General features: G+C 72.3%; 10 protein-coding genes. 8 read left to right on the top strand and 2 right to left on the bottom strand.

What is annotated here, in order from left to right:
* Positions 1–6 precede the first annotated feature (6 nt).
* From OG766_RS11640 to galE, 8 genes are all read left to right on the top strand, one after another.
* On the top strand, positions 7–1,221 hold the full coding sequence (locus OG766_RS11640; RefSeq protein WP_266374232.1) for a hypothetical protein: 1,215 nt from the start codon (positions 7–9) through the stop codon (positions 1,219–1,221).
* Between the two features lie 127 nt (positions 1,222–1,348).
* Entirely contained in the window at positions 1,349–2,137 is a 789-nt protein-coding gene (locus OG766_RS11635) for a TIGR03936 family radical SAM-associated protein (protein ID WP_266374233.1), read from the top strand.
* 237 nt (positions 2,138–2,374) lie between these two features.
* A complete protein-coding gene (locus tag OG766_RS11630) occupies positions 2,375–6,460 on the top strand; it encodes an Rne/Rng family ribonuclease (RefSeq protein ID WP_328725236.1) in 4,086 nt (1,361 codons plus the stop codon).
* A 332-nt stretch (positions 6,461–6,792) separates the two neighbouring features.
* Complete coding sequence (locus OG766_RS11625; RefSeq protein ID WP_266374235.1) at positions 6,793–7,911, top strand: DegT/DnrJ/EryC1/StrS family aminotransferase; 1,119 nt, start codon at positions 6,793–6,795, stop codon at positions 7,909–7,911.
* Complete coding sequence (locus OG766_RS11620) at positions 7,908–8,921, top strand: Gfo/Idh/MocA family protein (protein ID WP_328725235.1); 1,014 nt, start codon at positions 7,908–7,910, stop codon at positions 8,919–8,921. Before OG766_RS11625 ends, OG766_RS11620 begins: the two co-directional genes overlap by 4 nt.
* Complete coding sequence (locus OG766_RS11615) at positions 8,918–10,579, top strand: glycosyltransferase family 2 protein (RefSeq protein WP_266374238.1); 1,662 nt, start codon at positions 8,918–8,920, stop codon at positions 10,577–10,579. Before OG766_RS11620 ends, OG766_RS11615 begins: the two co-directional genes overlap by 4 nt.
* On the top strand, positions 10,576–11,859 hold the full coding sequence (locus OG766_RS11610; protein ID WP_328725234.1) for a nucleotide sugar dehydrogenase: 1,284 nt from the start codon (positions 10,576–10,578) through the stop codon (positions 11,857–11,859). The genes OG766_RS11615 and OG766_RS11610 overlap by 4 nt, the downstream gene beginning before the upstream one ends.
* 82 nt (positions 11,860–11,941) lie before the next feature.
* Entirely contained in the window at positions 11,942–12,910 is a 969-nt protein-coding gene (galE, locus tag OG766_RS11605) for a UDP-glucose 4-epimerase GalE (RefSeq protein ID WP_328725233.1), read from the top strand.
* A 65-nt stretch (positions 12,911–12,975) separates the two neighbouring features.
* On the opposite strand, the gene OG766_RS11600 is transcribed toward galE, so the two are convergent.
* The gene (locus tag OG766_RS11600; RefSeq protein ID WP_328725231.1) at positions 12,976–15,111 is read right to left on the bottom strand and encodes a glycosyltransferase family 1 protein; all 2,136 of its coding nucleotides are present in this window, start codon (positions 15,109–15,111) and stop codon (positions 12,976–12,978) included.
* A complete protein-coding gene (locus OG766_RS11595; protein ID WP_266377990.1) occupies positions 15,108–16,517 on the bottom strand; it encodes a glycosyltransferase in 1,410 nt (469 codons plus the stop codon). Before OG766_RS11595 ends, OG766_RS11600 begins: the two co-directional genes overlap by 4 nt.
* Between the last annotated feature and the right edge of the window lie 32 nt (positions 16,518–16,549).

The raw sequence follows: 16,549 nt of genomic DNA, 5'->3' as shown, positions 1-16,549 counted from the left end.
GGGCCGATGGCGTTCCCGTACCGCCACAGGCCGCGGCCGCCGGGGGTCTCTCGTCACACTCCTGCGACGACCCGGCAGGGCGAGAACCCCTGGCCCGGCCTGTGCGTCTCCCTGCTCATGGACGTGGAGAAGCGTGAGCGGCAGCCGGCACCCGAAGGCTGCCTGACGGTGGCCATCAGGATCCCCGTGCGGATCGTGGTGCTGCTCGTCGTCGTTCCCGTGCGCATGGTCTGGGACGCGCTCGTCGTGTGCGGACGGGCGCTCCAGCGCGCGCTGCTGCGGCCGCTCGGCCGGGCCTGGGACTGGTTGTACGAGACGGTGCTCGCCCCGGTCGGATGGCTGATCGGCCGGATCGTCGCGGCGGTCGCCACGGTGGTGGCGTGGCTGTTCAAGGCCGTCTTCTACTGGCCCTGGGTGGGACTGTGGCGGTACGTGGTCGTGCCGGTGGCCGTCCACGGTGTCGCGGCTCCGCTGGCGTGGCTGTACCGGGTCGTGCTGACCCCGGTCGGCCACGGACTGGCCCGCGCCCTGGGCTGGGTGTACGCCCGGCTGTTCACGCCGCTCGGAAAGGGCGTCGGGTGGCTCTTGTGGGCCGTTCTCCTCTGGCCGTGGATCGCGCTGTACCGGTGGGTGCTGACGCCGATCGGGCACGGCGTGACCTGGGTGTACGTGCATGGCGTCGCCCCGGTGGGCCGTGGCCTGTGGGCCGCGCTCGGATGGCTGTTCCGGATCCTGGTCGTCGTGCCCGCCGCCTTCGGGTACCGCTGGATCCTCACTCCCCTCGGACGCTTCCTCGCCGCCGTCGGCCGTGAGATCGCCGACGCCTTCGAGGTCGCCTGGCGCGTCGCCGGGTACGTCTCGCGGGCCGTCGGGCGCGCCCTGAAGTGGTGCGGCCGGAACCTCTTCGGGCGTCCGGCCGCCTGGTTCTACCGGAGCGTCTGCACCCCGGTGGGCCACGTCGTCCGCGACCGGGTCTGGGCTCCGGCGAGGCTGGCCGCCGTCGAGGCAGGGCGGGCGGCGCGAGGGGCGCTCGCCTCCGCCCGGGAGACCGTGCGGAAGGCGCGCCGGGACGCCTGGCGGGCGCTGGTCGGCGGGGCACGTGAGCCCCGGGCCGTGGAACCGGCATCCGTCCGGGCGCGTAACCTGGAAGGCAGGCAACACCTACCGACTGTCCCCGGCGTGGCGCCCGGACCCGAGATCTCCCTGCACGAGCGGGGGTGAGCCGGACGGGCCGCCCTCCAGGGGTACCGCAGGCCACGAAGGGCGGCGCCCGCAGGCGCCCGCCCCGCACCGAGGAGAAGAACCACTGGGCAAGCGACAGCCCGAAGGCCCGCCGCCCGCACCCGCGGTGCAGCGCATCCGACTGCGCTACACCAAGCGCGGCCGCCTCCGGTTCACCAGTCACCGCGACTTCCAGCGCGCCTTCGAGCGTGCGCTGAGGCGCGCCGAGGTACCGATGGCGTACTCGGCGGGCTTCACCCCGCATCCGAAGGTGTCGTACGCGAACGCCGCGCCCACCGGCACGGGCTCCGAGGCCGAGTACCTGGAGATCGCGCTCACCGAGGCCCGCGACCCCGCGAAGCTGCGCGAGCTGCTCGACGAGTCGCTGCCGGCCGGGCTCGACGTCATCGACGCGGTCGAGGCCCGTACCTCAGGGCTCGCCGACCGGCTGACGGCGTCCGTGTGGGAGCTGCGGCTCGACGGCGTCGCCGTGGAGGAGGCCGAGAAGGCCGTGGCCGCCTTCGTCGCGGCGGAGACCGTCGAGGTCCAGCGCCGGACGAAGAACGGGCTGCGGACCTTCGACGCACGTGGTGCGGTGGCCGGCCTGCAGGCGAGTTGTCCACAGCCTGATAGGCCCGGGGAGGGGCCCTGTGCGATACTGCGGCTGGTTGTTCGGCACGTGACACCTGCCGTGCGACCCGACGACGTCCTGTCCGGTCTCCACGCTGTGGCCGACCTGGCGCCGCCGGTCCCCGCAGCGGTGACCAGGCTGGCGCAGGGGCTCTTCGACGAGGAGTCCGGCACGGTGACCGACCCGCTCGCGCCCGACCGCGAGGCAGTCACGGCCGCCCCAGCCGATCGCTCAGGGGTCGCCGGATCCGCCGCGACGGTACCTGCGGGTACCGGTTCCGCGTAGGGAGCAGTCGTCGTAGCGCCGCCCTCGTACTCGGGAGCCACCTGGGTCGGGCAGCGCACTGACCAGGAGACTTTCGCCAGGCCGTGCGTATATCGCGTACGGAACCGGCGAGCCAGACATACAGCTCCCGTGCGGCGCCCGCGCCCCGGACGGAGGCCCCGCACTCATCAGGCGGGACGTGCCCTCCGGACCGGATCGAGGCTCGGCGCCCGGGAGCGTGACGGGAGAACCGCCCGCATGCTCGAGCCGAACGACCCCGGTACGACCGGGGACAACGAAGAAAACGAGAATTCCACCCCCAGCGACACGCTGCCTCCGCGCCGTCGCCGTGGTGCGTCCCGCCCCGCGGGCCCGCCGACGGCCGCCGCCGAGGTGGAGACCGTCGCCGATGTGACCGCCTCGCTCTCGGCCGCCATACCGGCCACGGAGGCGCCGGCCGCCGAGGCCGCCGCCCCGGCCGCCGAGACCGTTGCCGAGGCCGCCGTGGAGGCGCCCGCGCCGCGTACCCGTCGCCGGGCGACACGCAAGGCGACCGCGTCCGCGGGTCCGCCCGCGCCCGTCGAGGCCGCCGCCGAGCCTGCCGCACCGGTCGCCGCGCAGTCGGCCGCCGAGTCCACCGCCGAGACCGTTGCCGAGGCCGCCGTGGAGGCCGCCGTGGAGGCGCCCGCGCCGCGTACCCGTCGCCGGGCGACGCGCAAGGTCACCGCGCCCGCCGGTTCGCCGGCTCCCGCCGAGGTCGTTGCCGAGCCCGCCTCCGTCGAGGCGCCCGCGATCTCGTCTGCTCCGGTGGAGGCGGCCGAGGCCGTCGCCGCCGACGAAGACATCGAGGAAGGTGCCGTGAGCGAGAACGCCACGGAGACCGGGGCCGCCAAGGCGCCCGCGCGCCGTACCCGCCGCCGGGCAACCGCCCCGGCGGGCACGCCGCAGCAGGCCGAGGCCGCCGCCGGGACCGAAGAGACCCGTACCGAAGAGACCACGTCCGTGGCGACCACGACCGAGGGCACCACGGCCGAAGCGGCCGAGGAGGCCCCTCGCGGTCGTACGCGTCGCCGTGCCACGCGCCGGACGGCCGCTCCCGCCGAAGCCGAGGGCGACCGGCAGGAAGAGGCCGTGGAGGACCGCCCCGAGGCGGAGCCCGTCGCCGAGGAGGCCCCTCGCGGTCGCACGCGTCGCCGTGCCACCCGCCGGACGGCCGCCCCCGCCGGGGCACCGACCGCGCAGGAGGAGGAGACCGCGGCGGGCGAGGGCCTGCCCGCGGACGTCGTGGCCACGATCGCCGCCGACGAGGCCGAGGTCGAGGCCGCCGCGCAGGCCGCCTCGCGCGGCCGCGGCCGGCGCAGGACCGCCGCGCCGCAGGCCGCCGCCGAGCCCGAGCAGGCCGAGGAGCCCACCCGTGGGCGCCGTGCCACCAGGCCCGCCGTGCCCGTGTTCCAGGCGCCGGTCTTCGCCGAGCCGATGTTCCAGACCCCGGAGACCGCCGCCGCGGCTGCCGCGGCCGCCACCGAGCCGGACGACGAGGAAGAGGCCGTCGAGCCCGCCCCGGCCGCCGAGACCACCACGCGTCGTCGCCGTCGCCGCCGTGGCGAGCCCGCCGCGGCCGTGGAGACCGTCGAGGCCGAGCCCGCCGACGAGGCCGAGGTCGAGGCGGAGGAGCCGGACACCGAGACCGAGACCGAGAGCGACGACTACGAGGACCGTCCTTCGCGCCGCCGCCGCCGTGGTGGCCGCCGTCGCCGCCGTGGCGAGTCGGGCGAGGCGGAGGACACCGAGTCCGCCGAGGAGGAGGCCGAGGGCGAGGAGGCCGCCGCCGAGCAGGAGGAGGACGACGAGGACGCCGAGCCCGGCACCCCGTCCGCCGCCGGCACCAGCAGCAGCCGTCGCCGTCGTCGCCGCCGCCGTCGCAGCGGTGAGGCTTCCGACACCGAGCCCGGCAACGACGAGCCGGAGCGTACGGTCGTCAAGGTCCGTGAGCCCCGGCCCAAGGCGGAGCCGTCGGACGAGGTGCAGTCCATCAAGGGCTCCACCCGCCTGGAGGCGAAGAAGCAGCGCCGCCGCGAGGGACGCGAGCAGGGCCGCCGCCGGGTGCCGATCATCACCGAGGCGGAGTTCCTGGCGCGCCGCGAGGCCGTCGAGCGCGTGATGGTCGTCCGGCAGAACGGCGACCGCACCCAGATCGGCGTCCTCGAGGACAACGTGCTGGTCGAGCACTACGTCAACAAGGAGCAGTCCAGCTCCTACGTCGGCAATGTCTACCTCGGCAAGGTGCAGAACGTCCTGCCGTCCATGGAGGCCGCCTTCGTCGACATCGGCAAGGGCCGCAACGCCGTCCTGTACGCGGGCGAGGTCAACTTCGAGGCGCTCGGCATGGCCAACGGCCCGCGCCGCATCGAGTCCGCGCTGAAGTCCGGCCAGTCCGTCCTCGTCCAGGTCACCAAGGACCCGATCGGCCACAAGGGCGCCCGGCTCACCAGCCAGGTCTCCCTGCCCGGCCGCTACCTGGTGTACGTGCCCGAGGGTTCGATGACCGGCATCAGCCGCAAGCTGCCCGACACCGAGCGCGCCCGGCTGAAGACCATCCTCAAGAAGATCGTCCCCGAGGACGCGGGCGTCATCGTCCGCACCGCCGCGGAGGGCGCCAGCGAGGACGAGCTGAGCCGCGACGTCGAGCGGCTGCAGGCGCAGTGGGAGGAGATCCAGAAGACGGCGAAGAACGGCAACGCCCCGACCCTCCTCTACGGCGAGCCGGACATGACCGTCCGTGTCGTCCGCGACATCTTCAACGAGGACTTCTCGAAGGTCATCGTCAGCGGTGACGAGGCGTGGGACACCATCCAGGGCTACGTCTCGCACGTCGCGCCCGACCTGGCGGACCGGCTGAACCGCTGGACCTCCGAGGTCGACGTCTTCGCGACGTACCGGATCGACGAGCAGCTGATGAAGGCGCTGGACCGCAAGGTCTGGCTGCCGTCCGGCGGTTCGCTGGTGATCGACAAGACCGAGGCGATGATCGTCGTCGACGTCAACACCGGCAAGTTCACCGGTCAGGGCGGCAACCTCGAGGAGACCGTCACCAGGAACAACCTGGAGGCGGCCGAGGAGATCGTGCGCCAGCTGCGGCTGCGCGACCTGGGCGGCATCGTCGTCATCGACTTCATCGACATGGTGCTGGAGTCCAACCGGGACCTGGTGCTGCGGCGACTGCTGGAGTGCCTGGGCCGGGACCGTACGAAGCACCAGGTCGCCGAGGTCACCTCGCTGGGTCTGGTCCAGATGACCCGTAAGCGGGTCGGCCAGGGTCTGCTGGAGTCGTTCTCGGAGACCTGCGTCCACTGCAACGGCCGCGGCGTGATCGTGCACATGGAGCAGCCGTCCACCGCCGGTGGCGGTGGCGGCGGCAAGCGCAGCAAGAAGCGCGGCCGCGGTGGCGCCGAGCACGTCCACGAGCACGAGCACGACCACGAGGTCGTCGTCGAGGCCCAGGGCGCCGAGGCCCCGCCGGCCGAGGTCGAGGAGAGCGAGGCCGAGGTCGCGGCGGAGGCCGCCGCGCCCGTGGCCCTGCCCGAGCCCGCCTTCGCCCCGGACGAGGAGCTGTACGGCAGCGCCGCCGAGGCCGAGGCCGCAGCGACCCGTGGCCGTCGCCGCCGGGCGACCCGTAAGGCGACCGCCCCTGCGGGTGCGCCGAAGCAGGCCGAGTCCAAGCGCGCCGAGTCCAAGCGGGCCGAGCCGGTGGAGGAGGCCGCCCAGGCACCCGCCCCGGCCGCCGAGCCGGTGGCCGCGGAGGAGCCCGCCCCCGCGGGCCGTACGCGCCGCCGGGCGACCCGCAAGGCGACGGCCCCGGCCGGTTCGCCGAAGGGCAGCGAGGCCGCCGAGATCGTCACCGATGCGGGCGAGGCCGCCGGGATCCCGGCCGCCCCGGAGCCCGAGGCACCCGTGGAGGAGACCCCGGTCGCCGCGCCGCCGCGCGCCCGCCGGCGTGTGACCCGCAAGGTCACCGCCCCGGCCGGTTCGCCGTCCGGTGCGGAGGAGGCCGCGGTCGTCGTGGTCGCCGCCGCACCGCAGGCGGAGCAGGCCGGGCAGGAGCCCGGAGCCGAGGCCCCCGCCGACGAGGCTCCGGAGGCCCCGGCCAAGAAGGCGGCCCGCAAGACCGCCAAGAAGGCCACGGCGAAGAAGGCCGCCACGAAGAAGACGGTGGCCAAGAAGACCGCGGCGAAGAAGACGACCGCCAAGAAGGCCACCAAGTCGGCGACCAAGAAGACCGCCGCGGCGGAGCAGCAGGCGCTGCCCACCGTGACGGCCTCCACGGGCGGGCCCGCCGGAAGCTGAACAATCGGTGATCGCTCGTTGAACGTTCGTGTCCCGTCCCCCACCACCGGGGGGCGGGACACGGCTTTTGTTTCGCAATTGATGCCTGGGTCCGTTAACGGCCCAGAAATTGCCTAGGAAATCCCTGATAATGTGACGGCGGTTGCTGCCGTGCCGGTGCCCCGCCCGGAGACTACGGTCGGTGACCGGCCCGGTTAGGGACAGACCGGTCCCAGCATTCCTCGGTAGGGCGTCGGCCATCACGCCGGAGGGGTTCGCGCGGCCCACAGACGCCCCGCAGACCCCGGACCTCTGCCATAAAGAGCTCTCGCGGTGTTCAAGGAGGACGTCCAATGCCGAGCAGCAACGCGCAGCCCATTCCCGCTGCCCGCCCGGTCATCGGTGAGGAAGAGATCGAAGCAGCCGTGCGCGTACTGCGCAGCGGCCGGGTAGTTCAGGGCCCTGAGGTGGCCGCGTTCGAGGAGGGCTTCTCGGAGCTCGTGGACGGCCGCCACTGCGTGGCTGTCAACTCCGGTACCTCTGCGCTGCACCTCCTTCTGATGGCTCTCGGTATCGGCCCGGGTGACGAGGTGATCGTCCCGTCGTTCTCGTTCGCCGCCTCGGCCAACGCGGTCCGCCTGGTCGGCGCCGACGTCGTCTTCGCCGACATCGAGGCCGACTCGTACTGCCTGTCGCCGGCCGCCGTCGAGGCCGCGATCACCCCGCGCACCGCCGCGATCATGCCGGTGCACCTGTACGGCCACCCGGCCGCGATGGACAAGATCATGGCCATCGCGGAGAAGCACAAGCTCGCCGTCGTCGAGGACGCCTGCCAGGCGCACGCGGCCGCGCTGAACGGCACCCCGGTCGGCGCCTTCGGCTCCGGCGGCACGTTCAGCTTCTACCCGACGAAGAACATGCACAGCCTCGAGGGCGGCATGATCTCCACGGCCGACGCGGAGATCGCCCGCACCCTGCGCCTGCTGCGCAACCAGGGCATGGAGCAGCGGTACGCCAACGAGATCGTCGGCGCCAACATGCGCATGACGGACGTCGCCGCCGCCGTCGGCCGCGTCCAGCTCGCCAAGCTGGGCGGCTGGACCGAGCAGCGCATCGCCAACGCCGCGTACCTGACGGAGCACATCACCACGGCCGGCGTCGTCACCCCGGTCGTCGCCGAGGGCGCGCGCCACATCTACCACCAGTACACGATCCGGGTCCGCGGAGACCGCGACGCCGCCATGGCGCACCTCACCGAGGCGGGCGTCGGCAACGCCGTCTACTACCCGACGCCCATCCACCGGCTGAAGCCGTACTGGGAGCCGGACCAGAAGGCCGGCCGTCACTGGGACCTGCCGGAGACCGAGCGTGCGGCCGCCGAGGTCGTCTCGCTCCCCGTCCACCCCTCGCTGAGCGAGAACGACCTTGAGCGCATCGTCACCGCCGTGAACGCGCTGGGAGAGAAGCTGTGACTGCTGCTGGACTGCGGGCCGGACTGATCGGCCTGGGCTCCATGGGACGCCACCACGCCCGCGTACTGGCCGGGCTGGACGGCGTCGAGCTGGTCGCCGTCGTCGACCCGATGGGGGACAAGAACGGCTGGGCGCAGGGCGCCCCCGTGCTGTCCACCGTCGACGAGCTGATCGCGCTCGGCATCGACTACGCCGTGGTCGCCTGCCCGACCGCGCTGCACGAGGAAGTCGGCCTGAAGCTGGCCGAGGCCGGCGTCGGCGCGCTGATCGAGAAGCCGCTCGCCGACACCGTCGCGGGCGCCCGCCGCCTCGTCGAGGCCTTCGAGTCGCGCGGCCTGGTCGCCGGCGTCGGCCACATCGAGCGCTGCAACCCGGCGCTGCGCAGCCTCCGCTCCCGGCTGGAGGCCGGCGAGCTCGGCGACGTCTTCCAGGTCGTCACCCGCCGCCAGGGCCCCTTCCCGCACCGCATCGCCGACGTCGGCGTGGTCAAGGACCTCGCCACCCACGACATCGACCTGACGGCCTGGGTCACCGGCCAGCAGTACACGTCGATCGCGGCGCACACCGTGTCCAAGTCGGGCCGCCCGCACGAGGACATGGTCTCGGCCGTCGGCAAGCTCTCCGACGGCACGATGGTCAGCCACCTCGTCAACTGGCTGAGCCCGCTCAAGGAGCGCTTCACCTCGGTCACCGGCGAGCGCGGCTGCTTCATCGCCGACACCCTCACCGCCGACCTGACGTTCTACTCGAACGCGGCCGTGACCACCGAGTGGGAGGCCCTCCAGGCCTTCCGCGGTGTCTCCGAGGGCGACATGATCCGTTACGCCATCCCGAAGCGCGAGCCGCTCCTCGTCGAGCACGAGCTGTTCCGGGACGCCGTCCTCGGCAAGTCGCGGGACATCTGCACGCTGCGCCAGGGTCTGCGGACCGTCGAGGTCGCCGCCGCCGTCATCGACTCGGCCAAGAGCGGTGCCACCGTGCAGCTGACGCCGGAGGACGTGGCCAGTTGACCACTCCCGACGTCACCGTCGTCGTCGCCGTCTACAACACGATGCCGTACCTGACCGAGTGCCTGAACTCGCTGGTGAACCAGAGCATAGGAGTGGACCGGCTTGAGGTCGTGGCCGTCGACGACGGCTCGACCGACGACAGCGGCCGGGAACTCGACCGCTTCGCGGAGCGGTACCCCGGCACCGTGAAGGTGATCCACCAGGCCAACTCCGGCGGCCCGGCTGCGCCCAGCAACCGGGCCCTGGAGGTGGCCACCGGCCGTTACGTGTACTTCATCGGCTCCGACGACTACCTCGGCAAGGACGCGCTGAAGCGCATGGTGGCCTGTGCCGACGAGCACGGCTCCGATGTCGTCGTCGGCAAGATGGTCGGCACGAACGGCCGGTACGTCCATCAGGCGCTCTACAAGAAGAGCGACCCGGACATCAGCCTGTACGACTCGGCGCTGCCGTTCACGCTGGCCAACACCAAGCTGTTCCGGCGCGAACTGGTCGAGCGGCACAAGCTGCGCTTCCCCGAGGACCTCCCCGTGGGCAGCGACCAGCCGTTCACGATCGAGGCGTGCGTCCGGGCGCGGAAGATCTCGGTCCTCGCGGACTACACGTACTACTACGCGGTGAAGCGCGGCGACGCGAGCAACATCACGTACCGCGCGAACCACCTGGCGAGGCTGCGCTGCACCGCCGAGATCATGAAGTTCACGGCCGGGCTCATCGAGGCCGGCCCCCAGCGTGACGCGGTGTTCAAGCGCCACTTCACCTGGGAACTCGCCAAGCTGGTCCAGGACGACTTCCCGGCCCTCGACCACGAGACGCAGGTCCAGGTCTGTGCCGGGATCGCCGCCCTCGCCGACGACTACTTCACCGAGCCGCTGCGCGACTCGATGGACGTCAAGCGACGGGTCCGGATCGGCCTCGCCCAGCGCGGCGCCGTCTCCGAGCTGATCCGCGCCATCAGCGACGAGGCCGCCCTGGGGGTCCCCCTACGCCCGCAGGGCGTAGGGGGAGCGCCCCCGTTGCTGCTGGAGGACGGCCGCGCGTTCGTCCGCTATCCGGGCTTCCGCGACCCGGCCCTGGACCTCCCGGACCGGCTCTTCGAGGTCATCGGCGAAGCGGTGCCCAAGCAGCTCGCCGACGGCACCGGACTCGTCTCCGCCCAGTGGGAGCAGCTGGGCCAGGACCTGACGCTGGCCCTCGCGGTCCGCGTCCCGGTCGCCGGTGAGACCGGCTCCGCCGTGATCAGGCTCGCCAACAAGGCCATGCCGAAGAGCGCCGACAAGCCGGGTGCCCGCCGGCTGCCCGTCGGCACCGAACTGCCCGCCCCGGCGGGGGAGCTGAGCCGTACCACCACCGCCGACGGCACGGGGACGGTGCTCACCGCCCGGATCCCCGTCAAGCCCGTGCGGGCCAAGCTCGGCGTCCGCGCCTACCTGGACGTGGCAGGCTCGACGTACGAGGTCCCGGTGAAGACCCTGGGCCTGCCGCTGCCCCTGGCACGGCGCTGGCGCGAGAAGGTCCCGTACCGTATCTCCGCCAACGCGAACGCCAAGGGACGGCTGGTGATCACCACGGCTCCGCTCTGGGAGTCCCCGCCGTCCGGCGAGGGCAGCCCGCTGCGCCACTTGATGTCCCGTGTGAAGAGGAAACTGACCCGATGAATATCTGTGTAGTCGCGCTCGGCAAGATCGGGCTTCCGCTCGCCGTGCAGTTCGCCGCCAAGGGCCACAAGGTCATCGGCGCCGACGTCAACGAGAAGGTCGTCGAGCTGGTCAACGCCGGCACCGAGCCCTTCCCCGGCGAGCACGACCTGGACGTCAAGCTGAAGCAGGCCGTCGACGCCGGGCTGCTGTCCGCGACCACGGACACCGCGGCGGCCGTCGCGCAGTCCGAGGCCGTCGTGGTCGTCGTCCCGCTGTTCGTGGACGCCGAGGGCACCCCGGACTTCGGCTGGATGGACTCCGCCACGAAGGCCATCGCCAAGGGCCTCAAGCCCGGCACCCTCGTCTCGTACGAGACGACCCTGCCGGTCGGCACCACCCGCACCCGCTGGGCGCCGATGCTCCAGGAGGGCTCCGGCCTGGTCGCCGGCGAGGACTTCCACCTCGTCTTCTCCCCGGAGCGGGTCCTGACCGGCCGGGTCTTCGCCGACCTGCGCCGCTACCCGAAGCTCGTCGGCGGCATCGACGAGGCCTCCGCCAAGCACGGTGTGGAGTTCTACGAGCAGGTCCTCGACTTCGACGAGCGCGCCGACCTGCCGCAGCCGAACGGCGTGTGGGACCTGGGCACCGCCGAGGCCTCCGAGCTCGCCAAGCTCGCCGAGACCACCTACCGCGACGTCAACATCGGTCTGGCCAACCAGTTCGCCCGGTTCGCCGACAAGAACGACATCGACGTCAAGAAGGTCATCGAGGCCTGCAACAGCCAGCCCTACAGCCACATCCACCAGCCCGGTATCGCCGTCGGCGGCCACTGCATCCCGATCTACCCGCGGATGTACCTGTGGAACGACCCGGAGGCGACCGTCGTGCGCTCGGCCCGTGAGGCCAACGCCGCCATGCCGGAGTACGCCGTGGATCTGCTGGCCGCCGCCTACGGCGACCTGAAGGACGTGCAGGTGCTGGTGCTTGGCGCCGCCTACCGCGGTGGCGTCAAGGAGACCGCGTTCTCCGGTGTCTTCCCGACCGTCGAGGCGCTGAAGGCGCGCGGCGCGGTGCCGTTCGTCTCGGACCCGATGTACACGGACGAGGAGCTGGCCGCGCACGGCCTCACCCCGCACCGGGGCGAGACGGTCACCGCCGCGATCCTCCAGGCCGACCACGCCGAGTACCGCGAGCTGGCCGCCTCCGACCTGCCGGACGTCACCGTCCTGGTCGACGGCCGCCGCACCACCGACCCGGCCCGCTGGGAGGGCGTCCGCCGCGTCGTCATCGGCGGCTGAGGACGGCCCGTCCCGTACGTAACGACCTGAGGCCCTGCCCCGCGCACCTGTGGGGCAGGGCCCGCTTGCAGGAGGGTTCCCCATGACCTGGTTGATCACCGGCGGCGCCGGATTCATCGGCTCCCATGTGGTGAAGGCGATGACCGACGGCGGCGAGCGCGTCGTCGTCCTCGACGATCTCAGCACGGGGCGGACCGAGCGGCTGCCCGCCGGTGTTCCGCTGGAGGTCGGCACGGTCCTCGACCGTGACACCGTGGACCGTGTCCTGCGCGAGCACGCCGTCACCGGCATCGTGCACATCGCGGGCAAGAAGCAGGTGGCCGAGTCCGTCGCGAAGCCCCTGTACTACTACCGGGAGAACGTGGAGGGACTGCGGGTCCTCCTCGACGCGGCCGTCGCCGCCGGGGTGAGCCGCTTCCTGTTCTCCTCCTCCGCCGCCGTGTACGGCATGCCCGACGTCGACCTCGTCACCGAGGAGACGCCGTGCGCGCCGATCAACCCGTACGGCGAGACCAAGCTCGCCGGGGAGTGGCTGGTCTCGGCCGTCGGCAAGGTGCACCCGATGGCCACCGCCTCGCTGCGCTACTTCAACGTCGCGGGCGCGGCGACCCCCGAGCTCGGCGACGACGGCGTCTTCAACCTCGTCCCGATGGTCTTCGAGCGCCTCACGGCCGACGAGTCGCCGCGCATCTTCGGCGACGACTACCCGACGCCCGACGGCACCTGCATCCGCGACTACATCCATGTCGAGGACATCGCCTCCGCGCACGTCGCCGCGGCCCGCCGGCTCGCCGCCGACCCGGACGCCCGGCTGATCCTCAACATCGGCCGGGGCGAAGGCGTCTCCGTCGCCGACATGGTCGGCATCATCCAGGACGTCACCGGTCACACCGACGTCAAGCCCGAGGTCACCGGACGCCGCCCCGGCGACCCGGCCCGGGTCGTGGCCTCCGCCGACCGCATCCGCGAGGAGCTGGGCTGGAGCGCGCACCACGAGGTGCGGGAGATGGTCGAGTCCGCGTGGGCGGGCTGGCAGCTGCGCCACCCCTGAGACGGCGTGCGCCACGTGGAAGGGCCCCCGGGACGATGTCCCGGGGGCCCTTCCACGTACGGCTCTCAGCTCTCGCCGAGGAACAGCTTCTCGAAGTGCTTCCGCACGACGGGCCAGTCCCACGCCGCCAGCGCGTGCTCGGCCGCGAGCTTGCCCGCGTCCCGCCACGCCTCCTCGGAGGCGGTGGCCTCCAGGATGCGCTTGGCCGCCTCCTCCGGGGAGCCGACGACCCAGCCCTCCGGGTAGAGCGTCCGGGCGCTGTTGGGCTTGCCCGCGTAGAACGGCCAGTCACGGGCGACCGGGACCGCGGCGCTCGCCGCACCCTCCATCAGACCCACGTGGCAGCCCTCACGGACCGAGGAGCTGATGATGGTGCCGATCTCCTCGAGCTTCGAGGGGACGTCGTCCGTCGGGCCGAGCCGGACGACCGCGCCGGACTCCTCCAGCGGAGCCAGCTCCTTCTCGAACTCGCGGCGGTAGTCGCGGGTCGCACGGCTCGTCTTCGGGTCCATGTCGCCGCCGACCAGGATCAGCCGGTAGCGCTCGTCGTGCCGGCGTACCCGCTCCAGGACGTCCACGGCCCACTTCGGGTCCTTGGCGACCTGGCTTATCCCGATCAGGCCCAGGTTGAAACGCGCCTCGGCGGGCTTCGGACGGGCGAAGCCCGACAGGTCCATCGCGTTGTCGATGATGTGGAAGCGGGGCGCCTGCTCACCGCGCAGCTGCGGGACGAGCGAGGCGGCCAGGTCCTTGACGTGCGGGGCGACGAAGACGAGGTCGTCGATCCGCGAGAAGTCCGTCATGTGCGGCCAGCGGGTGAACGCCTCGTAGCTGTGCAGCCGGACCACGATCCGGGTGTCGCCCGGGTCGATGGTGGTGAGCATCGCGGCGGGCCCCACCGACCAGTCCAGGAAGACCGTGTCGGCCCAGTCGAGGTGCGGGCGCATCAGTCGCTCGACCTCTTCCTGGTAGTCGCTGGTGCCGCCGGAGAGCCGGTCCTCCAGCATCCGCCGGCCCGCCCACGCGATCCGCTTCAGCGACTTCGTCGCGGCCAGGTCCAGATAGCGCAGCTCGACCCCGGGGTGGTTCCCGAAGTGATCCAGGATGTGGCGGAGGAAGTTGTCGTTGGCGCTCGTCGTCACCAGCAGCCGCAGCGGACGGTCCTCGGGGGCCGCTGCCGCCGGGACCTTGCGGCCCTGCGGACGGCTCAGCGCCTGCATCGCCTTCGAGCGGTACAGCGGCGCGACGAAGCCCTCGGCGTCCTTCGCCAGCGGCGAGGACAACTGGTCGATGTGCAGCACCCGGTGGAAGTCCAGGAACAGCGCACGGTCCAGCGCACAGGCCGCCTTCTCGACGCGGCCCGCGGTGAACTCCTTGTCCGCGTGCGCGAGCTGGGCGGCGACCGCCCGGTCGAGATGACGCGGGCTGATCCCCTTGGAGATCTCCTTCATCACGCCCTCGTCGAGCAGCTGCGCCTTGAGCCCGAGGTCCGGGATCTTCGACGCGGCGTCCGCGAGCGCTATGGCGGCGCCGCTGGTGCGGCCCGCCCACTGCATGCCCTCGGCGACGTAGCGGGACGTCACGGCGCGCACCTTGGTGGGCACACCGGGAGCGGTGACGGCGGTGCGCCACAGCCGGGCACCGACCGTGGACCGCATCACGGGCCGGGCGGTCGCGGTCCGCAGCAGCGCGGCCGGCAGCCCGTCCACGGAGCGGCGCACATCACGGGCGACGGCGTCGAGCGGCGGCAGTACCGAGCGGCGCTGGACGCTGCCGCCCTGCGGACGCAGACCCTCGACGGCCTTCAGCCCCGGCGCGAGACCGAACATGGCCTGGGCGCCGCGGTTGTACTGCGCCAGCCGCCACACGGTGTACACGGCGCCCGGGTCGAGCGCGACCAGCACATCCGCCTTACGGGCCTGGTTGCGCAGCCATGAGTCACCCTTGGACTGCATCCACACCCGCATACCGAGCGGGGACGTACGGGCCTTGCGGCGCAGCGCCTGGCTGCGGTGCGCGACGCTCCGCGGCAGCTGGTGCAGCCCGGCCACCTCCAGGGAGACGACCTCCTCGGCGGAGGACTCCAGGTGGAACGTGGCCCCCAGGTGCACCCGCGCGCCCAGGGCGTTGAACTTGCGCACCGAGTCGGCGAGCACGCCGAACTGCGGCTTGGCCGCGGCGATGAACAGGACTTCGGTCACGGGGTGGGTCCTCCGGCGACGATCGACTTCTCGGCGAGGGGCGCCACGTCCCCGGTGACCGGCGCCGTGTCGCCGCTCACGAGCTCCGCCGCGCCCTGGGCGGCGTACTTCGCCGTGAACTCCTCGACGAGGTTCTTCACGGCCACGGTCATCAGCGCCTCACGGGTGAACTGGTCCGCGTGGGCCATGGCCTCGGCGTGCACCTCGTCGCTCGTCTCCACCGCCATGTGCGCGGCCCTGACGAACGACTCGGTCAGGCCCTCCTCGTCGATGCCGACGGCGCCCGTCCACAGCGGGTGCCCGTCCAGCACGTTCGACGCGTCGTGCTCGACGACGTGCGCCGACACGATCGGGAGGCCGGTGGCCATGTACTCGTAGACCTTGCCGGAGGTGACGTAACGGCCGCCGATCAGGATCAGCACCATGGCGTCCCAGCCGGCGTAGATCGAGGCGACCTCGGCCTTGGCGGCGGGGCCGCCGAAGTGGACGCCGTCGGCCTCGGCCTGCTTGAGGATCTCCGTGTGCCGGTTCGCCTCACGGCCGGCGCCGTTGCCGATGTGGCCGCGCACCTCGAAGCGCGCGTTGGCCAGCAGCGGCTCCTTCTCCCGTGCCGCCTTCCAGGCGTTCAGCACCGTCTCCAGGTGCTGGGGGGTGAAGTTGACCGTACCGAGGTAGCCGAAGACCAGACCGGACTCGGTGTCCGGGGCGTGGGCGCGGCCGGGGGAGCTGTCGGCGTCGTAACCGTTGCGCACGACGTGCACCCGGTCGGCGAAGTCGGGGTAGCGCCTGCGGTAGTGCTCGGCGATCGGGTCGTTCACGACCCAGAGCGAGACCGCGTCGTCGAGGATCTTCTGCTCCCAGCGGCCCTCTTCGGAGTCGCGGCCGAAGGCCTCGACGCCCTCGATGACGTCGATGGACCAGCCGTCGCGGAAGTCCACCGCGTACGGCACCTGCTTCTCCTCCCACAGCTTCCAGGCCGCGGCGAGGTTCACGTACGGCACACAGCTGGCGAGCAGCAGATCGGCCGGGTGCTCCTCGTGGATCTTCAGGACGGCCTGCTCCAGATCGGTGCGCCACTCGCCGAAATTGGGCTCCGGGAACGGCTTCATCTGGCGGCGGCGCAGCTTGGCGACCCAGCCGTTGGGGTTGAGCGCACGCGCCTCGTCGTAGAGGCGGATGTCCGTCTCGAGATCCTCGCGTGCCAGCGGCAGCTCGACGATCCTGACCTTGGGGTCGACCTGCTCCAGCAGGGTGAGGTCGATACCGGAGTCCCGTTCCCAGGACTCCTGGGCGACGTTGACGACGGTGACGTCCCAGCCCACGTTGATGAACTGGTTCGCGGTCTCGCGCATGCGGTACGCCGAGCTCTTGGCGGCCGGCGGGAATCCGATGGCGAGGTAGATCACATGAGGCCGCCTGCCTTCCGCGGGCAGCCCGG

This window comes from Streptomyces sp. NBC_00259 (genome assembly GCF_036181745.1).
Lineage (GTDB): Bacteria > Actinomycetota > Actinomycetes > Streptomycetales > Streptomycetaceae > Streptomyces > Streptomyces pratisoli.
The sequence above is the reverse complement of the archived record's forward strand: the minus strand, read 5'-3'. Positions and strand labels throughout refer to the sequence as shown.

Excerpts from the sequence above, each read along its gene's own strand:
- OG766_RS11640 (WP_266374232.1), top strand. The coding sequence starts at position 7 with ATGGCGTTCCCGTACCGCCACAGGCCGCGGCCGCCGGGGGTCTCTCGT.
- OG766_RS11630 (WP_328725236.1), top strand. The coding sequence starts at position 2,375 with ATGCTCGAGCCGAACGACCCCGGTACGACCGGGGACAACGAAGAAAAC.
- OG766_RS11625 (WP_266374235.1), top strand. The coding sequence starts at position 6,793 with ATGCCGAGCAGCAACGCGCAGCCCATTCCCGCTGCCCGCCCGGTCATC.
- OG766_RS11610 (WP_328725234.1), top strand. The coding sequence starts at position 10,576 with ATGAATATCTGTGTAGTCGCGCTCGGCAAGATCGGGCTTCCGCTCGCC.
- galE (WP_328725233.1), top strand. The coding sequence starts at position 11,942 with ATGACCTGGTTGATCACCGGCGGCGCCGGATTCATCGGCTCCCATGTG.